At 70.5% G+C, this 18,696-nt stretch carries 20 protein-coding genes; 9 read left to right on the forward strand and 11 right to left on the reverse strand.

Annotated elements, in window-relative coordinates; all coding sequences use genetic code 11:
* The first annotated feature begins 23 nt into the window (after positions 1-23).
* The 3 genes from QU603_RS15980 (at position 24) to QU603_RS15990 (ending at position 4,232) form a co-directional block, all read left to right on the forward strand.
* The gene (locus QU603_RS15980; RefSeq protein WP_308492375.1) at positions 24-1,532 is read left to right on the forward strand and encodes a class I adenylate-forming enzyme family protein; all 1,509 of its coding nucleotides are present in this window, start codon (positions 24-26) and stop codon (positions 1,530-1,532) included.
* A gap of 136 nt (positions 1,533-1,668) precedes the next feature.
* The gene (locus QU603_RS15985; protein WP_308492376.1) at positions 1,669-3,069 is read left to right on the forward strand and encodes a beta-ketoacyl-[acyl-carrier-protein] synthase family protein; all 1,401 of its coding nucleotides are present in this window, start codon (positions 1,669-1,671) and stop codon (positions 3,067-3,069) included.
* Positions 3,066-4,232 (forward strand): acyl-CoA dehydrogenase family protein, encoded by a 1,167-nt coding sequence (locus tag QU603_RS15990; RefSeq protein WP_308492377.1) that lies wholly within the window; start codon positions 3,066-3,068, stop codon positions 4,230-4,232. Before QU603_RS15985 ends, QU603_RS15990 begins: the two co-directional genes overlap by 4 nt.
* 6 nt (positions 4,233-4,238) lie before the next feature.
* Here the strand turns inward: QU603_RS15990 and QU603_RS15995 are convergent, their stop codons facing one another.
* From QU603_RS15995 to QU603_RS16020, 6 genes are all read right to left on the reverse strand, one after another.
* Positions 4,239-4,442, reverse strand: a complete 204-nt coding sequence (locus QU603_RS15995; protein ID WP_308492378.1) for a hypothetical protein — start codon at positions 4,440-4,442, stop codon at positions 4,239-4,241.
* A gap of 64 nt (positions 4,443-4,506) precedes the next feature.
* Entirely contained in the window at positions 4,507-5,355 is an 849-nt protein-coding gene (locus QU603_RS16000) for a GNAT family N-acetyltransferase (protein WP_308492379.1), read from the reverse strand.
* A gap of 115 nt (positions 5,356-5,470) precedes the next feature.
* Positions 5,471-6,844 carry a C1 family peptidase gene (locus QU603_RS16005; protein WP_308492380.1) on the reverse strand — a complete coding sequence of 458 codons (1,374 nt, stop codon included), beginning with the start codon at positions 6,842-6,844 and terminating at the stop codon, positions 5,471-5,473.
* Between the two features lie 32 nt (positions 6,845-6,876).
* A complete protein-coding gene (locus QU603_RS16010; RefSeq protein ID WP_308492381.1) occupies positions 6,877-7,149 on the reverse strand; it encodes a hypothetical protein in 273 nt (90 codons plus the stop codon).
* 53 nt (positions 7,150-7,202) lie between these two features.
* Positions 7,203-8,429 carry a hypothetical protein gene (locus tag QU603_RS16015; RefSeq protein WP_308492382.1) on the reverse strand — a complete coding sequence of 409 codons (1,227 nt, stop codon included), beginning with the start codon at positions 8,427-8,429 and terminating at the stop codon, positions 7,203-7,205.
* Positions 8,430-8,485: 56 nt separating this feature from the next.
* Positions 8,486-10,603, reverse strand: coding sequence for a heavy metal translocating P-type ATPase (locus QU603_RS16020; RefSeq protein ID WP_308492383.1), 2,118 nt, complete (start codon positions 10,601-10,603; stop codon positions 8,486-8,488).
* Between the two features lie 167 nt (positions 10,604-10,770).
* On the opposite strand from QU603_RS16020, the gene QU603_RS16025 reads away from it, so the two are divergent.
* The 3 genes from QU603_RS16025 to QU603_RS16035 are packed head-to-tail and all read left to right on the forward strand — an operon-like array spanning position 10,771 to position 12,503.
* Positions 10,771-11,358: an O-acetyl-ADP-ribose deacetylase gene (locus tag QU603_RS16025; RefSeq protein ID WP_308492384.1), complete on the forward strand. Its 588-nt coding sequence runs from the start codon at positions 10,771-10,773 to the stop codon at positions 11,356-11,358.
* A gap of 11 nt (positions 11,359-11,369) precedes the next feature.
* A complete protein-coding gene (locus QU603_RS16030; RefSeq protein ID WP_308492385.1) occupies positions 11,370-12,122 on the forward strand; it encodes an NUDIX hydrolase in 753 nt (250 codons plus the stop codon).
* Positions 12,123-12,137: 15 nt separating this feature from the next.
* Positions 12,138-12,503 (forward strand): VOC family protein, encoded by a 366-nt coding sequence (locus QU603_RS16035; protein WP_308492386.1) that lies wholly within the window; start codon positions 12,138-12,140, stop codon positions 12,501-12,503.
* A gap of 18 nt (positions 12,504-12,521) precedes the next feature.
* On the opposite strand, the gene QU603_RS16040 is transcribed toward QU603_RS16035, so the two are convergent.
* Complete coding sequence (locus QU603_RS16040) at positions 12,522-13,220, reverse strand: hypothetical protein (protein WP_308492387.1); 699 nt, start codon at positions 13,218-13,220, stop codon at positions 12,522-12,524.
* A complete protein-coding gene (locus QU603_RS16045; protein WP_308492388.1) occupies positions 13,217-13,699 on the reverse strand; it encodes a MarR family winged helix-turn-helix transcriptional regulator in 483 nt (160 codons plus the stop codon). The genes QU603_RS16040 and QU603_RS16045 overlap by 4 nt, the downstream gene beginning before the upstream one ends.
* 156 nt (positions 13,700-13,855) lie before the next feature.
* Between QU603_RS16045 and QU603_RS16050 the strand changes: the two genes are divergently transcribed.
* On the forward strand, positions 13,856-14,215 hold the full coding sequence (locus tag QU603_RS16050) for a VOC family protein (protein ID WP_308492389.1): 360 nt from the start codon (positions 13,856-13,858) through the stop codon (positions 14,213-14,215).
* A gap of 30 nt (positions 14,216-14,245) precedes the next feature.
* Here the strand turns inward: QU603_RS16050 and QU603_RS16055 are convergent, their stop codons facing one another.
* Entirely contained in the window at positions 14,246-14,578 is a 333-nt protein-coding gene (locus tag QU603_RS16055; protein WP_308492390.1) for an antibiotic biosynthesis monooxygenase family protein, read from the reverse strand.
* Between the two features lie 38 nt (positions 14,579-14,616).
* A complete protein-coding gene (locus QU603_RS16060; RefSeq protein ID WP_308492391.1) occupies positions 14,617-15,420 on the reverse strand; it encodes a DUF1684 domain-containing protein in 804 nt (267 codons plus the stop codon).
* Positions 15,421-15,507: 87 nt separating this feature from the next.
* Between QU603_RS16060 and QU603_RS16065 the strand changes: the two genes are divergently transcribed.
* Both QU603_RS16065 and QU603_RS16070 read left to right on the forward strand, forming a co-directional pair.
* Complete coding sequence (locus tag QU603_RS16065; RefSeq protein WP_308492392.1) at positions 15,508-16,122, forward strand: histidine phosphatase family protein; 615 nt, start codon at positions 15,508-15,510, stop codon at positions 16,120-16,122.
* Positions 16,123-16,146: 24 nt separating this feature from the next.
* Complete coding sequence (locus tag QU603_RS16070) at positions 16,147-17,310, forward strand: threonine synthase (RefSeq protein WP_308492393.1); 1,164 nt, start codon at positions 16,147-16,149, stop codon at positions 17,308-17,310.
* 103 nt (positions 17,311-17,413) lie between these two features.
* Here the strand turns inward: QU603_RS16070 and QU603_RS16075 are convergent, their stop codons facing one another.
* Positions 17,414-18,694 (reverse strand): S53 family peptidase, encoded by a 1,281-nt coding sequence (locus QU603_RS16075; RefSeq protein ID WP_308492394.1) that lies wholly within the window; start codon positions 18,692-18,694, stop codon positions 17,414-17,416.
* Positions 18,695-18,696 lie beyond the last annotated feature (2 nt).

Genomic DNA, 18,696 nt, shown 5'->3' on the forward strand with positions numbered 1-18,696 from the left:
CGGACGGTCCACAGGGAGGTCTCGTGCCGATCACGGGGATGATCCTGGACGTCGCGGCCCGGCATCCCGACCGGCCGGCGATCGTCGGGTCAGACGGTCGTTTGACGTACGCGCAGCTCGTCGACGACTCCCGCCGCATGTTCGCGGCGGTCGACGACCTGCACCGCGGCCAGACGGTGCCGCCGCGGCCCGCGGCCGAAACCGGCGGCATCCCGATCACCGCAGTCAGCGTCACATCGGCGTTCCACACCGCGCGGATCGTTGCGGGGCTGGCCGGCTATCGTGCCGTGTCGGCGACGATCGACCCGCGGTGGCCCCTCGCGCATCAGGTGCGCGTCATCCTCGCCTGCGGCATCGGGGTCGTCATCAGCGACTCCGATGAATTGCATACAGCGCTGATCGATGCGGGCTGGACCGGGACGATCCTGCCGCTGGTGGAGTTCATGCGCCGCGAAGCATATGCCCGCCCTCGATCAGCACCGCGCGTGCGCAGCAGCCGCGAGGCCTTCTTGCTGCTGTTCTCGTCAGGCACGACGAGCCACCCCAAGGCGTTCTTGAAGACCCGCGGACAGTACCGTGCGAACTATGCGATCTCCAGCGCCCACCTCGAGCCGCTGGCCGGCGTGGCGACCCTCGCACCCGGCCCGGTCTCGTACAGCCTCACCCTGTACGCGGTGATCGAGTGCCTGGCATCGGGCGGCGGCGTGCACCTGGCTGATTCGTTCGATCCGCTCTCGGTGGCCGCGCGAATGCGTGACGAGCGGATCAGCCGCGTCGTGGCCGTCCCCGCTGTCGTGCAGTCGCTCGCCGACGCCGCGCGCCGTGATCCGCGGGCCTTCGCCGGGCTGCGGCTGGTCGTCACCGGCGGTGCGAACCTGTCGTCCGTGCTGCGGGACTCCCTCGGGCAGGTGCTGCCGGATGTGCGGCTGATCAGCTATTACGGGGCCGCAGAGATCGGCTTCATCGGCGACAGCCGCGGAGGCGACGGCACGCTCATCTCCGTCTACGACGGCGTCGAGGTCGCGATCCGCGACGAGACGGGCGCCACGGTGCCGGACGGCGATCTGGGCACCCTGTGGGTGCGCGCCGAAGCCTGCTCGGACGGCTACCTGGCCGCGACGACCCGCGAGACGCTGCGTCAACCCGACGGTTGGGCCACGGTGCACGACCAGGGCCGCATCGTCGGCGGCCGCCTGACTCTGGTCGGGCGTGCGGGCGATATCGCCGTCACCGGCGGCCACAAGGTGTCGCTGCAGGACGTGGACCGCGCATTCGAGGGGATGCCGCAACTCGGCGCCGTCAGTGCCGTCACGCTGCCGCATCCACGACTGGGCACGGTGGTGGCGCTGGTGATCGAGGGTGCCGCGCCGCCGAAGGCGCACCTGCAGGCCTGGGCCCGCGAGCGGCTCGCGCCTCAGTTCGTGCCGAGGCGCTGGTACACCCTGCAGGCTCTGCCGCGGACGGTGGGCGGCAAGATCCGCCGCGGCGAGACGGCTGAGCTGGTCACGCGCGGCGAGGCGGTGCGCCTGTGACCCGGGCATCCACTCTGTTGTTCGCGCGCGCGCCCTCGCGCGGAGCGAGGGGATCTCACGCAGCGAGGACCAGAATGCGACTTTCCGTCCTCGTTTCGTCAGATTCCCTCGCCTGGAGCGAGGAGAGGGAGGCGGCATGACACGCGCGGTCATCACCGGCATGGGCGCCGTCACGCCCAGCGGGCTGGATGTCGACAGCCTCTGGGACGCGGTCTCGACCGGTCGCAGCGCGGTCACCGTGCTCGAGGGCGACGAGTTCGCGGGGCTGCCGGCGCGCATCGGCGGCCGTGTGCGCGGGTTCGACGCGCTGTCGGTCCTGGATCCCCCGCTCGCGCGGCGGCTGAGTCCGGTGCAGCACTGGGCGATCGCCGCGGCCGAGCAGGCGCTCGTGCAGGCGGGCGCCATCGAGTCGGGGCAGAGCCGGCAGGCCGGTGCACCGTCGCACCCGCGGACGCAGCCGACCCCCGCGCTGCCCTGGGATCCCGAGCGCATCGGGGTGATCGCGGCAACCGGCTCCGGTCCGATCGATGCGATGCAGAGCGCGACACGCGCCCTGGACGCGCGCGGTCCGCGCGCCGTGCCGCTCACACTCTCGGTCTATGGGGCTCCGGATGCCGCGGCAGCACTGATCTCGCAGCGATACAGCATCACCGGACCGGCACAGGGCCTGTCGGCGACCTGCGCGAGCGGGGCGATCGCGCTGGGAGAGGCGCTGCGTCGCATCCGCCACGGGTACGCCGACGCCGTGCTCGTGATCGGCATGGAGGACTGTCTGAACGCGGTCAACCTGTCATCGAACGCCAATCTGCGCGCGCTGGCGACGGGCTTCGAGGCTGACCCCACCACCGCGTCACGGCCGTTCGATCGCGGTCGGCGCGGGTTCGTGATGGCGCAGGGCGCGGGTGCGATCCTGGTCGAATCCGCCGAGATCGCCGCGGCGCGAGGTCTTGCGGCGGCACGGGCGCACCCGACACTGCACCCGGCACTGCACCCGACTCTGGACCCGGCACTGCACCCGACTCTGGACCCGGCCGCCGCGGCCGCGCCCCGCGTGCTCGCCGAGCTGGCCGGATTCGGGGCGTCCAGCGATGCTTACCATCCGACGGCGCCCGACCCCGAAGGCCGTGGGGGCGCCCGCGCGGTGCGCGCGGCTCTGGTCGACGCGCACATCGACCCCGACGACATCGATCACATCAACGCCCACGGCACCGGCACCGAGGTCGGCGACGCGGCTGAGCTGCGCGCGCTCGAATCGGCGCTGGGCGCCCGGGCCCGCGGCATCCCGCTGTCTGCCACGAAGTCGTCGACCGGTCACTTGCTCGGCGCGTCGGGGGCGATCGAGGCGATCATCGCCGTGCAGACGCTGGGCCACGGCATCCTGCCCCCGACGATCAACCTCGACGACCCCGCATTCCCCGAGTGGAATATTGTGACCGCGGCCCGGCGGCAGCAGGTGCAGAGCGTGCTGTCGACGTCGTTCGGTTTCGGAGGGCACAACGGGGCCCTCGTCATCCGTCAGTGGAAGGAGCACACATGATCGACCGAGAAGCTCGACACGCACAGCTCGCCGAGCGGTACCTGCCCGATGATCTGCTGGAGCGGTTCCGGCAACGGGCGGCCGTCTACGACCGCGAGAACAGCTTCTTCGACGAAGACCTCGCCGAGCTGCGCGAGCGCGGATACCTTCTGCTGTTCGTGCCTGCAGCCCTCGGCGGCGCAGGCCTGTCGCTGAGCGAGGTCTCGCGCCTGCAGCAGCGTCTGGCCGGTGCCGCGCCGGCGACGGCGCTCGCGGTCAACATGCATCTGATGTGCACCGGCGTGGTCAAGGCCATGGTCGATCGCGGCGACGCGTCGCTGTCATACGTCTTCGACGAGGCCGCAGCGGGAGAGATCTTCGCCTTCGGCATCAGCGAGCCGTCGAACGACTGGGTGCTGCAGGGCTCGAACACCGTGGCCGTGCCGCAGGACGACGGGGGATACCTGCTGTCGGGCGTCAAGATCTTCACGTCGCTGTCACCGGTGTGGACGCGGCTGATCGTGCACGGGTTGGACTCGTCGGGCGATCCGCGGCTGGTGTACGGCTTCATCGAGCGGGATGCCGGGGGCATCACGGTCTCGGACGACTGGGACGTGCTAGGCATGCGCGCGTCGCAGAGCCGCGCGACGATCCTGAAGGACGTGCGCATGCGCCCCGACCGCGTCGCTCGGCGCCTGGCACCCGGCCGGGTGCCCGACCTGTTGACATTCGCGATCACGAGCAACTTCCAGCTGCTAATCGGGGCGGTCTACGCCGGGGTCGCGCGGCGCGCGCTCGAGCTCGGGGCCGCCGGGCTGAAGCGGCGGAAGTCCGCGAAGGCCGGTGCGAGCTTCGCCGAGGTGCCTGAGGCGCGAGTTCGCCTGGCGGACGCGCTGATGGACTTCATGGCCGTGCCCGCGCAGCTGGACGCGTACTGCCGCGACTTCGATGAACTGGCCGACCACGGCGCGGGGTGGCCGCTGAGGCTTGTCTCGGCGCGGATCAACGCGTCGGCCGCTGCGCGCCGCGCGGCCGAAGTCGCGCTGGTGTGCTCGGGCGGCAGCGGCTTCGGCAACGCCGGCGAGCTGTCGCGGCTGTTCCGTGATGCGCAGGCCGGGCTGTTCCATCCGCCGAGCGTCGACGCCGCGCGTCCGATGTACGCCGCCGCGCTGCTCGACGACTGACCAACGTCAGGCCGGATCGATGCGCAGCGTCGTCGGGTGCGCGTGCCGCCCGACCACCGTGGCCACGATCAGTGGCGGGTGGGTGTCGTACCGGTACGCGGCATCCACCGCCTCTTGTGTCGAGGTGTCGGCGACCGCGACGCGCGATGAGACGTCCAGCTCTTCGTCCGAGCCGATGCGCTGGAGTTCGTCCGTCGCCCATGTGGGCATGGTGGCCTCCTTCGGTCGCGGCGTGGTGGATTCGGGTCAGGTCTATCACTCGAGTCGGGCCGGGTCAGGGCAGCGCTGGCGGCACCTCGACCAGCAGGAACCAGCGACCGGTGGGCGCGAGTTTCGCCCAGTTCGGTAGGAAGTGCGGATCGGACACGTGCCCGTCGAAGTCGACGCGCTGCACGCCGCGGGCGGCCAGCACATCGAGCGCGAAGCGCACGCATCCCTCGACCAGACGCTCGCCTCCCGGCTCATCCGGGCGCGTCGTCTCAGCACACAGCAGCGGCCGCTCGCTGTCGCGGTACACCGCCGCTATCGCGGTCACCCGCCCGTCGGCGTCCAGCGCCACCGCTGATGCTTCGCGATCGAGGTCTTCGTCCAAGCCGTGATTGACGGCATCCTCGAATCCGGCCGCCACGGGGCTCCATGAGCGGTGGATCCACGCGTACATGTCGCTGTGGGCATGCAGCACGTCAGCGAACGGCACGGCACCAGCGGCCACGACGCGGGGGTCTGATCGCAGCACGGATCGGTTTTCGACCGAGATCCGCGTCGGCGGCACGACCTGGATCGTGTGCCCACCGAGCACGTAGGCGAACGCGAGTCGAGGCTCGTCCGCAAAGCCGCGGGTCATGAACGGGATGCCGCGCGCCCGCAGGTGCGACAGATGAGCGTGCATCGCCGTGCCTACGCCGCAACGGCGGTGTGCGGGATCGACGACGATGTCGATCCAGAAACGATCGTCGTGGGCGCGCGAGGTCCAGATGATGCCGGCGGCCACGATGCGGTCGTCCGCCACGGCTACCGCGGACCGAGTGGTGGCGTCGCGCCAACCGTCCGCCCGCAGTTCGATCTCGCCGAACCAGTCCGGCGCGGTGGCCAGATCGGTGTCGGTCAGCGGGCGGAACTCCACCCGCCCATTATCCGCCGCTGGCCGTCTGCCCGCCCCCGCCCGCCTGCCCGACCGACCCGGCGAGTTCCGCAGGGGACGGGACTCGCGGGGTGGGCGGGGTAGCGGGCAGCGCGGGTCAGGCCAGGGCGCCCATCGGGTCCCAGGCAGGCAGCACGAGCGGCTGGGTCTGCAGCGCGGACTGCAGCTCGGCGGGCAGACGGTCCTTGCGCACGACGACTTCGAACATGTACTCGTCGAACCACGAGTCATCCATCGTGTAGAAGCCCTTGTCGCCGTTCTCGGTGCCCCAGCTGTTCTCGACGCGCCAGCGCCGCGCGGTGCCGTCCTCATCGAGGTCGACGCCGGTGAACAGCATCGCGTGGGTCATCGCCGACTCGCCGAAGCGCACGCGCTCCTCTTTGGTGGTCGACAGGTCGACGCCGTACACGCCGGCGTAGTCGAACAGGTCCGCGGCCCACACACCGTCGGTGCGCAGCATCTGCGGCGCGACGTCGCAGCCGAACCACACCGGCTCTCCGTCGACGATCGTCTGCGCGGCGATCTGCTTCATCAGATCGATGTCGACGTTCAGGTAGACGACCTCGTCGCCGTCGACGACGTTGCCCAGGTGCGCGACGGTGAGGGTCGAGCCCTTCGCGTGCTCGGGCCGCGGGTCGTCGACCAGGCACACGTAGTCGTGCAGGTCGATGGACGTGTACTCCGCGAGGAATGTCTGCGGCGTGAACGGACCGGCCCGGTGGAAGTCCTTGTCGTCATCGTTCCACTGCCACTCGAAGTCGGTCGGCGGCACCCCCAGATGGATCGTGAGGATGCGGTGGGTGTCGGCCAGGATCGACTCCTTCACCGTCTGCAGCTCGGCGGCGTCGGCTCCCCGCGCCACCGCGGCCCGCAGCATCCGCGCCCCGAGGCGCAGCTGCGTGCGCAGTGAGGAGTTCATGCGGCCGGTGTTCGACGAGGATTCCGTTTCGGGCATGAGCTCCTTGGGCACCGCGCCGTGCTTGGCGAAGACCGAGACCTCCATGTTCCACTGGCCCCCGTCGCCCATGAGCTGCTCGAGCAGGAACGCCGGCAGCCGGTCTCCCGGATCGGTCTCGGCGAGCTCGATCATGTCGTCGAGGAAGTAGTTGGCACGCTCGATCTTGTCCCAGTACATCGCGTGGTTCTGGCTGAACTCGAAGTTCTTGACCTTGAGCACCCGCCGGGCATCGTTGCGCAGCAGGTTCAGCGCGGCGAACAGCCAGCAGCGGCCGGACTTCTTCTGGTTGGTCGCCTCCCAGTCGTCGATGCGGTGCGACATGCTGCGCCGCGTGTCGACCAGTCGTGCACGATTGACGGCGACGTCATCGAGGGCAGTGCGGGTGACGGCGTTCATCGCGCGGACCGCGGTGGGGTCGGCGACGAACGCGGCGTTCCATCCCGTGACGGTGGCGGGATCGAGCGCTGTTCGAGTGGATGCGGCAGCCGTGGCTGCGTCTTCAAGAAGGGTCATGCATCCAGCCTCTCACCGCTGGCGGTGAGCTGCTACGGCTTCTCGTCGCCGGCCATGACCCGGGCCAGGTAGTGCATCGTGCCGTTCACCCGCTCGGCCGCGCGGGGGTCGGAGTCCTTCAGCCCCCACCAGGCCTGACCGGCGAGGGTCATCGCCTCGTCGGGCCGACCGGCCTTGCCCAGCGCCCGCAGCGCTTTGGTGAACAGGGTCACGATGTCACGGTCGCCTCGCGGTGCGGCGTCGCCGTCCGTCGTCGCGGAGTTGCTGCCGGGCGCTGGGGTGCCTGATGATGCCTCGTCGGTCATGGATGCTGCCTCCTGCCATCGACGCTACCGCCGCCGGGCGCACCCGCGGCCGCTCAGTGGTGGAACAGACGCAACCCGGTCTGCACGTGCGTGATGCCGTGCTCGGCGGCGGCGGCGACCACCTCGTCGGTGCGGGTGGATCCGCCCGGCTCGACGATCACCCTGGCCCCGGCAGCCGCCGCATGGTCGACGTTGTCGCGGAAGGGCAAGAACCCGTCCGAGACCATCGTGACCGCGCCGATCCGCGGCACCCATTCGCGGCGCCACACCAGGTCGTCATAGGGGGCTGCGGCCTCGGCGCCGAACAGCGAGGTGAACTCCTGCAGCTGCCGGTCGGTCATCTCGCGCCCGGCGAAGCGGATCTGCCAGTTCAGCCGATCCTGGCGCCGCATGCCGTCCACGGCCGGCAGGGCGTCCACCAGCGGGTGCCGCCGCAGCCACCACGTGCGGGTCTTCTCGCCCGCCAGCCGCACGCAGTCCACGCGGTTCTGCTGCCCCGCGCCGACGCCGATCGCCGCTCCCTCGTGCACGAATGCGACGGAGTTGGACTGCGTGTAGCGCAGCGTTGCCATTCCGACCAGTGCGTCGGTGCGCGCAGCATCCGACAGCTCACCCGCCGGCAGCGCCGCGGCGAGGTCTGCGGTGTCGCGGTCCTGCTCGAGGGTGACGCCTGCCACCTCGCGGCGCTCGCGGGTCGGCAGCACCGCAGCTGCGTCGGCTTCGAACACGAGGAACCGTCCGCCGCGCTTGGCGCTGAGCACCTCGAGCACACCGTCGTCGAACCCGGGGGCGATCACGGCATCGGCGATGACGGTGCGCAAGAAGTCGGCGGTGTCGCGGTCGACCGGGCGCGAAAGCGCCACCACGTCGCCGAACGACGACTTCGGGTCGGCGTCGCGCGCCCGCACGTACGCCGAGAGCAGGCTGCCGGGCGCGACGCCTTCGACGTTCCAGAGGCGCCGGGCCACGGCATCCACTTCTCCTGCCACGGCTGCTCCCGCCGGAGAGACATGCTTGAAGGATGCCGCAGCCGGCCGGCCGGTGAGCTCATCGAGCTCGCGCACCAGCGCGAACGCGTTCAGCGCGTCGAGGTAGTTGATCATCGACGGCGCGCCGCTGCGGATGGCGGGTCCGTCCCCGACGAGCGTCGCGGACTGGTGGGGATTCATGCCGTAGCGCACGGGCGCCTCCTGGTGTGTTCGAGTGCGGCGCCGCGGGTGTGCGGCACCGGTTCGGGCACCCAGGCGGTCGATGCCGGTCGTTCGCTCCCCGCCGGTCACCCGGCCTCGCCAGTCGCCCTCTCACCGTACCGCCCTCACCTGTGGCCGCCGACGGCTCACCGCCCGAGGGTCGCGCGCACGCTCGCCTCCGGCCGCAGGTCCAGGCGCCGCAGCAGCTGGGCGTTCAGGGCCACCACGACGGTCGACAGCGACATCAGGACCGCTCCGACCGCCATCGGCATGACGAATCCGATGGGGGCCAGCACTCCGGCCGCCAGCGGCACCGCGATGAGGTTGTATCCCGCGGCCCACCAGAGGTTCTGCGTCATCTTGCGATAGGCGGCCCGCGAAAGCTGGATGACCGACAGCACCGACCGCGGGTCGGAACTGGCCAGGATCACCCCGGCCGACGCGATCGCCACGTCCGTGCCGGCTCCGATCGCGATGCCGACATCGGCCTGCGCGAGGGCGGGAGCGTCGTTCACACCATCGCCGACCATCGCGACCTTCTTGCCTTCGCGCTGCAGCGCGGCCACCATCGACGCCTTGTCTTCGGGGCGCACCCCCGCGAACACGCGGTCGATGCCGAGCTCCGTGCCCACCGACCGGGCGACCGCTTCGGCGTCACCGGTGATCATGGCCACTTCGACGCCGAGCGCGTGCAACGCGTCGACGGCCTCGCGCGACTCCGGCCGCACCTCATCGGCCAGGCGCAGGCCGCCGATCACGACGCCGTCACGCGCCACGTGCAGGATGATCGCCCCTTCGCCGCGCCAGCCGGCCGCCTCGGCGATCTCCCCGGCCCCGATCTCGTCGAGCATGTGCGGTCCGCCGACGCGCACCGCGCGGCCGTCGACGGTCGCGGTGACGCCGACCGCGGGCGACGACGAGAAGGTGGATGCCGCGACCCGGGCGACGCCCTTCTGTTCGGCAGCACGCACGATGGCCTTGGCCAGCGGATGCTCGCTGTCGGCCTCGGCGGCGGCGGCCAGCGCCAGCAGCTCGTCGACGGCGATGCCGGGGGCGGGGACGGCAGCAGTGACGGTGGGCTCGCCGCGCGTCAGGGTTCCGGTCTTGTCGAAGAGCACGGCATCCACCGTCCGCATGCTCTCCAGGGCCCGGCGGTCCTTCACCAGCACTCCGCCGCGTGCTGCGCGCTCGGTCGCGATCGAGATCACCAGCGGAATCGCCAGGCCCAGCGCATGCGGGCAGGCGATCACGAGCACGGTGATCGTGCGCACCACCGCGTCGTCGGGGTTGCCGATCAGGCTCCACACGATCGCGGTGATGATCGCGGAGCCCAGCGCGAACCAGAACAGCAGCGCCGCGGCACGGTCGGCGAGCAGCTGCGCGCGCGATGACGACGCTTGCGCTTGAGCGACCAGCCGCTGAATGCCGGCCAGGGCCGTGTCGTCACCGGCGGCGGTGACCTCGACCCGCAAGCCCGAGTCGGTGGCGACCGTGCCGGCGGTCACGGCATCCCCCACACTGCGGCTGACCGCCCGGGATTCACCCGTGATCATCGATTCGTCCAGATCGGCATGGCCGTCGACGATGCGGCCGTCGGCCGGGACGCTCGCGCCGGGACGCACCAGCACCACGTCGCCCACGCGCAGCTCGGCGGGGGCGACCTTCACGATCGTGTCGCCGTCGAGGCGTTCGGCCTCGTCCGGCAGCAGCGCGGCCAGTGAGTCCAGCGCGGAGGTGGTCTGGGCCAGCGAGCGCATCTCGATCCAGTGGCCGAGCAGCATGATCACGATCAGCAGGGCGAGCTCCCACCAGAATTCGAGCTCGCGGTGCAGCAGCCCGAGCGTCGCCCCCCACGACGCGACGAATGCCACAGTGATGGCCAGGCCGATCAGCAGCATCATGCCGGGGCGCCGGGCGCGCAGTTCGCCGACGGCTCCGACGAGGAACGGGCGTCCGCCCCACACGTACATCACGGTGCCCAGCACCGGTGCGATCCAGAACGTCCATGGCGGGATGCCGTAGCCCAGAATCATCGCGAACATCGGCGAGAACACGACCACGGGCACGGCGATGACGAGGTTGATCCAGAACAGTCGGCGGAATTGACCCACGTGGTCGCCGTGGCCGGCGTGCGCGTCGTGGCCGGCGTGCGCGTCGTGGCCGGCGTGCGCGTCGTGGCCGGCGTGCTGGTCGTGCTCGCCGTGCGCGTGCACCTGCGACGGCGCATCGAGATCGGCCGCGGGACGGCCCTGGTCGCTGCTCATGTCGGTCACATGCCTCCCCGGCACCTCGGAGCGGTACCTCACTGTCTCGGAACATAATACCCCCCTGGGGTATTCCGCCCGTGAGAGTACATCTGGTGGACGAGGTCTCGGAGAAAACCCACATTCTCGTCCGCCACGTGTACTCTCGCGGCGGCCAGACTGGTCTTATGTCCCCGACCGAGCCCTCACCCCCGAGCGGACCCTCGACCCCGACCGATTCCGCATCCCCGAGCGAGCCCGCGCACCCGCGGATCACCGCCGTGCGCGGCGACATCACCGCGCAGCAGGTCGACGTCATCGTCAACGCCGCCAACAACGCGATGCGCGGAGGTGGCGGCGTCGACGGGGCGATCCACCGCGCAGGCGGTCCGGCGATCCTGGCTGATTGCATTGCGCGCTTTCCGCACGGCCTTGCCACCGGAGACGCGGGCTGGACCACCGCCGGCGACCTGCCAGCGACCTGGGTCGTGCACACGGTCGGCCCGAACCATGCCGCCGGCGATCGCGACCGGTCGCTGCTGGAATCCTGCTATCGCCGGTCGCTCGAGGTCGCCGACGAGCTCGGTGCGCGCAGCATCGCCTTCCCGCTGATCAGCGCGGGCGTCTACGCCTGGCCGCGCGAAGACGCCATCGCCGCCGCCATCGACACGATCGCCGCCACGCCCACGCGCATCACCGATGTGCGCATCGTCGCGTTCGACGAGCAGGCCTACACGCAGGTGCGCGACGCGTTGAGCGTCCGCGGCCTCGGGTAACGTACGTCCACGTGAGCGATGCAGTCGGGCGCGGCGCGCAGGATGCCAGGGCCGCGCTGGCGGGTCTGGCCGGGCCGATCGTGGACTGGCGCCGGATGACGGAGGCCCGCGGTGCCCTGGAACCCGCCTCAGCGCGCCGCTCGGCCGTGCTCATGCTGTTCGGTCCGACACGGGATGCCGCCACTGCGACATCGGCCACCGCGACATCCGCCACCGCCGCACCTGCGACGTCCGCGGCATCAGCGACCCCGGCCGCCGTCACCCCCGAAGACACCGGCGTCCTGCTGCTCCGGCGTGCTGCCACGCTCCGCCACCATCCCGGGCAGATCGGGTTCCCCGGCGGCGGGCTCGAGCCCGGCGACACCGATCTGTCGGCCACCGCCGTGCGCGAAGCCGTCGAAGAGACCGGCCTCGACCCGGGCGGGCTCGAACTGTTCGCGCCTCTGCCCGAACTGCCGTTGGCGATCAGCAACAACCTCGTCACTCCTGTGCCGGCCTGGTGGCGGCATCCGTCCCCCGTCCATGCCGCCGACGTCGCCGAGACGGCCGAGGTCTTCTTCGCGTCGGTCGGCGACCTGCTCGATCCGGCGAACCGCCGCAACGTCGAGCGGGTGCGCGGCCAGCGCATCCCACGCATGCCGGCGTTCGACGTCGACGGGCACCTGATCTGGGGTTTCACGGCCATCCTGCTGTCGGGTCTGTTCGACACGCTGGGTTGGACGCGGGAGTGGGATGCCGCGCGCCTGATCGAACCGGACGTCTGAGACGAAAGGACCACTATGCCCGCGACTCTGAGGGTCGAGGTCTTCCCCGCCGAGATCGACCGCGCGGTCGCGTTCTACACGACACTGGGTTTCACCGTGACGCGTCGACACGAGGGTCCGCCGATGCGCTACGCATCGATGCAGTACGGACAGGTGCGGCTCGGGCTCGCCGAGCGCGAGCCGGCCGATCCTGCCCTGCGGATGCTGCCGATCGGCACCGAGATCGTGGTCGAAGTCGACGACGTCCGCGCCGAGCGCGACCGGGTCGTGGCCGCGGGCATCCCGCTGCTCGAAGATCTGGTCACGCGCGAATGGGGCCTCACTGACTTCCGTCTGACCGATCCCGACGGCTTCTATTGGCGGTTCACCTCCCGCACGTGATCACCGGCCGCCAGCACTTCAGTCGGCCGGCAGGTGCTCGCGCACGGCCGCCAACAGCTCCTTCGGCTCGTCTGCCCAGAACCGCATCGCGTCGACGCGATGCTCGCCTCCCTTCGGGGCGAGCCCGGGCAGCCGCACGGTGAGCGGGTGCTCGAACCGCACCTCGATGTTCGTCTGGCTGCCGATCCGGATCGCGCAGACACGGTCCCCGTCCTCGTCGACCACGCGCCCGATCTTCGGCTTGCCCGGCTCGTTCTCGACCCGCGTCGACTTCAGCTCGATCGAGGCGAAGTCCTCCCACGGCACGTGCAGGTCGATCTCCATGCCCTCGCGCACACGGATCCCGTCGGGGCCCACGGTGTGCGGTCGCGTGAAGTACGCGAACAGCAGTCCCAGCATCCACGTCACCCCCCAGATGCCGAGGATCAGAAAGCCGATCCGCACCGGCGGCCACCGCTTCACGATCAGGTCGACGATCGGGATCTCGAGGGCCGAGAGCGCGATGAACACGATGAGGATCGTCTGCACCTGTCCGTGGTAGCGGAACCCGACGGCACCCGGCGCGATCTTGGGTCGCCGGGCGATCATGCGCCACACGCTCTCGTAGACGCGCAGCTCCATCAGCAGGGCGCGCTTGGCGAAGGCGGCGGAGCGACGCGTACGCGACGGCTCGAGTTCGGTTGACGGATGCCGCGACCCGGCCGGGCGATCACTCATGACGCACCACCCCGGTCTGCGACATCCTCGACCTCGGTGTAGGCGACCGACTCCGTCTGCGTGAGGGTGCGCAGGCGTTCCAGCACAGCCACCACACCCCGCTCGAACGCCGGGCGATCGGCCTCATCGACCGCCGACAGCAATGACGCGGTGAGCGCCTCATGGTCATGCTGCATGCGCGTCATGACCCGACGGGCCTCTTCGGTAAGCGTGACGAGCACCGCACGCCGATCGTCGGGATGCGGAGTGCGCAGGATATAGCCGTGGGTTTCGAGCGCCTGCACCAGCGCCGACACGCTGCGCGCGGTCGTGCCCAGCTCGTGCGCGAGGATCTGCTGCGTCACGGGGCCCGCAAGCTGCAGGACCCACAGCGCGTGCACCCGCGTCTCGGTCAGAGACGTACCCGCGAACGCGGATCGCATGTCGCGCTGGAACAGCGCGCTGATCTCGAGCAGTCGGTCGAGCACTGTGGGTCCCATACTCGTTACAGTACCAGACTATTACAGTGTGTAATGGTTTTTGGATCCCGATTCTCAGGGCAAATGCACGGGTCGGACCTCTTGCCGTACACGCGGCAGCGACGTACGGTGACTCGATTCCCTGACGCAGTTCCACGACGCAGAGGAGCGGGAACCATGGCACACGGCGATGTGACGCATCTCGAGATTCCGGTCAGTGATTTCGAGGCGTCCAAGGCGTTCTACGACACGGTGCTCGGGTGGAAGATCAACGACGTCCCGGGCTTCGACGACTATCCGATGTGGCAAGGGCCGAACGGCGCCAGCGGTGGTGCGCTGGTCAAGCGGGCCACCGACTTCACCCAGCCGCGCAGCACGGTCGAGGTCGACTCGATCGACGACGTGCTGGCGAAGGCCGAGGCGTCGGGCGGCCGCGTGGTCACGCCCAAGAGCCCGATCTCCGAGACCAGCTGGTGGGGGGTGTTCGAAGACCCGGACGGCAATGTGATCGGCCTGTTCGAAGGCACGATGGGCTGAGGCGCGGGCCTGCGCCGATCACTGCTCGGATCACTGCTCGGAGTGCACGGCGAGGGCGGCTGCGGCATCCACTCTGTAGTGGACGGATGCCACCGGCTCGGCGGTGAATGCCTTCAGGCTGGCATGGGCCAGGGTCTTGTGCCAGACCAGGAACGCCTGCGCCTCGCGCTCGCTGTCCCAGCGCGAGATCACCAGCACGCGCATCGGATCGGCGGGGTCCTCGGCGACCTCGGCGCTGCGACATCCCGGCTGCCGGGCCGCGGCCGACGCGTTCTCCCACGCGGCGACGAGCAGATGCTCCCGCTCGCCAGGCCGCGCGATCAGCGTGGTGATGCGGACGACGGCACTGCCGGACGGGGTCATGTCTCCAGTCTGGCCCGTCGTGAGCAGCCCAGGACGCGTCAGCGCGGAATCATCTCTCCGGCCTCGATCGCCACGTCCAGGCGGTTCTCGGCGGGCGGCAGCGGGCACATCGCCGACGCCGTGTATGCGCACGGCAGATTCACCGCGCGGTTGAAGTCGATGCGCACGTGTCCGTCGGCGTCGGGAGCGTCGATGTGCAGGTTGCGGCTGGCGGCATACGTCGTCACCCCGCTCGTGCGGTCGGTGAACAGCAGCCGCAGTCCGTCGTCGTCGCGGAACGCCGTCAGCCGCCGCGGCCCGTCGAGGTCGAAGCTCACGGTCCCCGGCGCGTCGAACAGCGTCTCGAGGCCGTCGACGACCGTGTCCACCGACACCTCGCGCGGCTCGTCGAACGGTGTGAACACCGCCTCGACGACGAAGCTCTCATCGGGCGCGTACGTCGGCGTTCCGGTGTAGCGCACGAGGGTCGGATTGTCGGGATGCCGCGGCCTGATCACCGCGTTCCCCCCGAAGTTCGCGACTTCGACCACGGCGGTTCCGCCGCCGGTGCCCCACGTTCCGCGCACGGGAGCCCCGCTGACGACACGGCCGAACGCGTGCTCGCCGGTGACGAGCCGCCCGTCGATCGTGAGCGTCTCGCCGTCGGCGAGCACCACGACAGGTCCCGCCTCGCCCGTCGACCAGGCGCCGGGCACGTCGTCGAACCGCTGCGGCGCATCCGTCAGCCAGTGCGCGTCGGTGATCGCGAGGAATCCGTCGGGCGCCGCGCGGTCGCTCTCGTGCGCGTCGTGCCACGCCCGCCAGTTCGCGACGAACTCATCTGCGGAATGCTGATCGACCATGTGTCCAGTCTCGCGCACCGGCGCGGGGGCGGCGTCCTCGGGCGCCGCGTCCCGGGCGCGCGAAGCAGCACGGCCTACGCTCGAATCATGACCTCGGAGTTCCTGCCCGCATCGGAGGGCCCGTCTGTCGTGCTGGTGCGCCACGGAGAGACCACGTGGAGCAAGTCGGGCCGACACACCTCGACGACCGATGTCGGGCTGACCGCCGCCGGTCGCGAACAGGCGCGCAGCGTCGGAGACGCGCTGCGCGCGCAGCGGTTCGCCCTCGTGCTGTCCAGCCCGCGCAAGCGTGCGCACGACACGGCCGTGCTCGCCGGCTTCGACGAGCCGCTCATCGACGCGAACCTCGTCGAGTGGGACTACGGCGCGCTGGAGGGGCGCACGAGTGCAGACATCTCAGCCGAGATCGGACATCAGTGGACCATCTGGTCGGCCGAGCCGCCCGAGCCGGTGCCGGCCGAGTCCGCCGACGACGTCGCCGAGCGCGCCGACGCCGTGATCGCGCGACTGCGCGAGGTCACGTCGCAGGGGCAGGATGCCGTGGTCTTCTCGCACGCGCACTTTCTGCGCGTGCTGGCCGCGCGATGGCTGGGCCTGCCCCCGACCGAGGGCGCCCGGCTGGCGCTGAGCACGGGCAGCATCAGCGAACTCGGGTTCGAGCACGGCCTGCCCGTGATCGCCCGATGGAACGCGCGGCCCTGACCCGCGTCGCGGTTGAATGACGGTATGGATGCCGACGCCCTCCGCACGCTTGAGCTGATCGACCGCTCCGGCCGCCGCTACCCGCTGGACGATCCGCGCTGGCGCGGCGACGACGGATCGCCGCTGATGCTGTCGCCGATCCGCCTGGATACCGCGGCCGGTACGGCGGTGCGCGCCCTGATCGACACCGCAGAGCGGTCCCTCTGGCGCTACGCCGCGATGCTTCCCGTGCCGGCCGAGCACCGCATCAGCCTCGGCGAGGGGTGGACGCCGCTGATCGCCGATCGGCGGGCGGGCCGCGGCATCCACGTCAAACTCGAGTGGTTCAATCCCACCTCGAGCTTCAAGGACCGTGGTGTGGCGGTGATGATGTCGCACCTCGCGTCCCGGGGGGCGACCCGCGTGCTCGAAGACAGTTCGGGCAACGGCGGCTCGTCGGTGGCCGCCTATGCGGCCGGGGCCGGAATCGCCGCGAAGATCATCGTTCCGGCGGCGACCTCGCCGGCGAAGATCCTGCAGGCGCGCGCGTACGGGGCCGAGATCGAGCTGGTCGGCGGCACGCGCGACGAGGTCGGCGATGAGGCGGTGCGGCAGTCGGCCGCGATCCCGTATGCGAGCCACAACTGGCATCCTCTGTTCCTGCAGGGCGTCAAGACGATCGGCTACGAGATCTGGGAGCAGCTGGGCTTTCGCGCGCCCGACAACATCGTGACGGTCGCCGGCTCCGGCAGCATCGTGCTGGGGTGCGATCTCGCCTTCGGCGAGCTGCGGGATGCCGGGGCCATCTACACGGTTCCCCGGCTGCTGGTCGGCCAACCCGTCGACTGGGCGACGATCGTCGAGGCGGTGAACGGCGTTGTGCGCGACCCCGACCGGCCGCGGGTGCCCACGATCGCCGAGGGCTCGTCGATCGCACGTCCCGTGCGGCTGCCCGAGGTGGTCGCCGCGATCGAGCGCTCGCACGGGGCGGCGGTGGCCGTGACCGACGACGAGATCCACGCGGCGCTGCGGGGGCTCGCCGCGCGCGGACTGTATGCCGAGCCGACCAGCGCGGTCGCCGCCGCGGCGCTGGCGCGCTTCCTCGCCGACGGGACGATCCGCGACGGGCAGACCACCGTGGTGATCCTGACCGGTACGGCGTTGAAGGCCGCCGACCGCACCGCCGAGGTGTTCGCAGCGGCCGGGTAGCGGCATCCTTCGTCCACATGTGTGTGCCGCGGCAGCCTCACGGCCGCCGCGGCACACATCCGATAGGCGACACACATCCAGCACGGAGGGTGTCGGCGCAGGATCAGCCCAGCGCGTGGATGATGGCGCCCACGTCGGGAGTGCCGTGGCCGGTGGGGCGATCCCAGCCGGCGGTCGCAGAATAGCCGCCCGAGAAGGTGGGGGTGCTGTTCGCCCCGACGGTCACGTCATACAGCGCGCCGCTGCCCGACCATGACGCCGCGTACTGGCTGACGTCGCCGATGCGGTGTCCGACCGCCTGCACGACATCAGCGGTGATGCCCGCCCACTGAGGCGAGCCCGCCGACGTTCCACCGAAGAAGTAGAACCCGTTGGCGTCAGCACCCATGAATCCCAGGTAGGTCAGCACGCCGGTGTAGACGCTGGCGTTGTACGCGACATCCGATCCCCCCTTCGCGGTGAGCAGGCTCGGCGCGCCGCCGGTGGCTCCGATCGGGCCGTCGGCGCACGTCGTGGCGCACAGGGCGAAGTCGCCCCACACGGTCTCGCGCAGACCGTTCTTCTCCAGATCCGTGCCGTACAGCAGGTTCGTGCCGCCGACCGAGGTGACCAGCGCATCCGAGGCCGGATAGGAGTAGTTGGCCGATCCCGCGGTGTTGTCGGAGCCGTCGTCACCCGACGAGGCGAACACCGACATGCCCTGCTTCTGTGCGTCGACGTAGACCTTGTGAGCCTGGCCCATCTGGCCGTTGTTGCCGTGCACCTCGTACTCCGGAACGCCGAAGCTCATCGACATCACGGTGCCCAGCTTGTGATCGATCGCATACTGCTCGGCGAGGTTGATCGTGTTGCCGTGGTCGTTGGCGGCGACGATCAGGTCGATCGTCGCGCCCGGAGCCACGGCGTGCGCCCACTGGACGTCCAGCGACGTCTCCTGCGCCCAGCCCAGCTGCGTGCCGTGGCCGGTCCACGTCGGTGTGCCGGTCGGGTACATGACGTTGAGATGGGCGGCGGGCAGTCCGAACGCCTGCGAGAACGTCGCGAGGTCCTGGCGGACCGTCGGGCTGCCGAACGCGTCGACGATCACGATCGTCTGGCCGGTGCCGGCGGGCACGCCGTCGATCTCGGCCGGGATGTTGTACGCGGCGCGGATGCTGTCGGGCGTCTGGCACGCGAACTCGCCGTCGGTGGCCGTCAGGCAGTCCGCCGGGCCGGTGGGCAGCGCGTGACTCACCGATCCTGGCGAGAAATGCGATCTGATCGCGATCGGATGCACCTGGTAGTTCCACTGCGAAGAGGAGGTCGTGGCGGCGGCCGGCACTGCGCTCACGGCGACGAGAGCGGCAGCGGCGGCCAGGGCGAACATCATTGTCTTCTGCTTCACGG

This window comes from Microbacterium terrisoli (genome assembly GCF_030866805.1).
GTDB lineage: Bacteria > Actinomycetota > Actinomycetes > Actinomycetales > Microbacteriaceae > Microbacterium > Microbacterium terrisoli.

Coding starts and splice junctions, on each gene's coding strand:
- QU603_RS15985 (WP_308492376.1), top strand. CDS start 1,669: ATGACACGCGCGGTCATCACCGGCATGGGCGCCGTCACGCCCAGCGGG.
- QU603_RS15990 (WP_308492377.1), top strand. CDS start 3,066: ATGATCGACCGAGAAGCTCGACACGCACAGCTCGCCGAGCGGTACCTG.
- QU603_RS15995 (WP_308492378.1), bottom strand. CDS start 4,442: ATGCCCACATGGGCGACGGACGAACTCCAGCGCATCGGCTCGGACGAA.
- QU603_RS16005 (WP_308492380.1), bottom strand. CDS start 6,844: ATGACCCTTCTTGAAGACGCAGCCACGGCTGCCGCATCCACTCGAACA.
- QU603_RS16010 (WP_308492381.1), bottom strand. CDS start 7,149: ATGACCGACGAGGCATCATCAGGCACCCCAGCGCCCGGCAGCAACTCC.
- QU603_RS16020 (WP_308492383.1), bottom strand. CDS start 10,603: ATGAGCAGCGACCAGGGCCGTCCCGCGGCCGATCTCGATGCGCCGTCG.
- QU603_RS16025 (WP_308492384.1), top strand. CDS start 10,771: ATGTCCCCGACCGAGCCCTCACCCCCGAGCGGACCCTCGACCCCGACC.
- QU603_RS16035 (WP_308492386.1), top strand. CDS start 12,138: ATGCCCGCGACTCTGAGGGTCGAGGTCTTCCCCGCCGAGATCGACCGC.
- QU603_RS16040 (WP_308492387.1), bottom strand. CDS start 13,220: ATGAGTGATCGCCCGGCCGGGTCGCGGCATCCGTCAACCGAACTCGAG.
- QU603_RS16045 (WP_308492388.1), bottom strand. CDS start 13,699: ATGGGACCCACAGTGCTCGACCGACTGCTCGAGATCAGCGCGCTGTTC.
- QU603_RS16050 (WP_308492389.1), top strand. CDS start 13,856: ATGGCACACGGCGATGTGACGCATCTCGAGATTCCGGTCAGTGATTTC.
- QU603_RS16055 (WP_308492390.1), bottom strand. CDS start 14,578: ATGACCCCGTCCGGCAGTGCCGTCGTCCGCATCACCACGCTGATCGCG.
- QU603_RS16060 (WP_308492391.1), bottom strand. CDS start 15,420: ATGGTCGATCAGCATTCCGCAGATGAGTTCGTCGCGAACTGGCGGGCG.
- QU603_RS16065 (WP_308492392.1), top strand. CDS start 15,508: ATGACCTCGGAGTTCCTGCCCGCATCGGAGGGCCCGTCTGTCGTGCTG.
- QU603_RS16070 (WP_308492393.1), top strand. CDS start 16,147: ATGGATGCCGACGCCCTCCGCACGCTTGAGCTGATCGACCGCTCCGGC.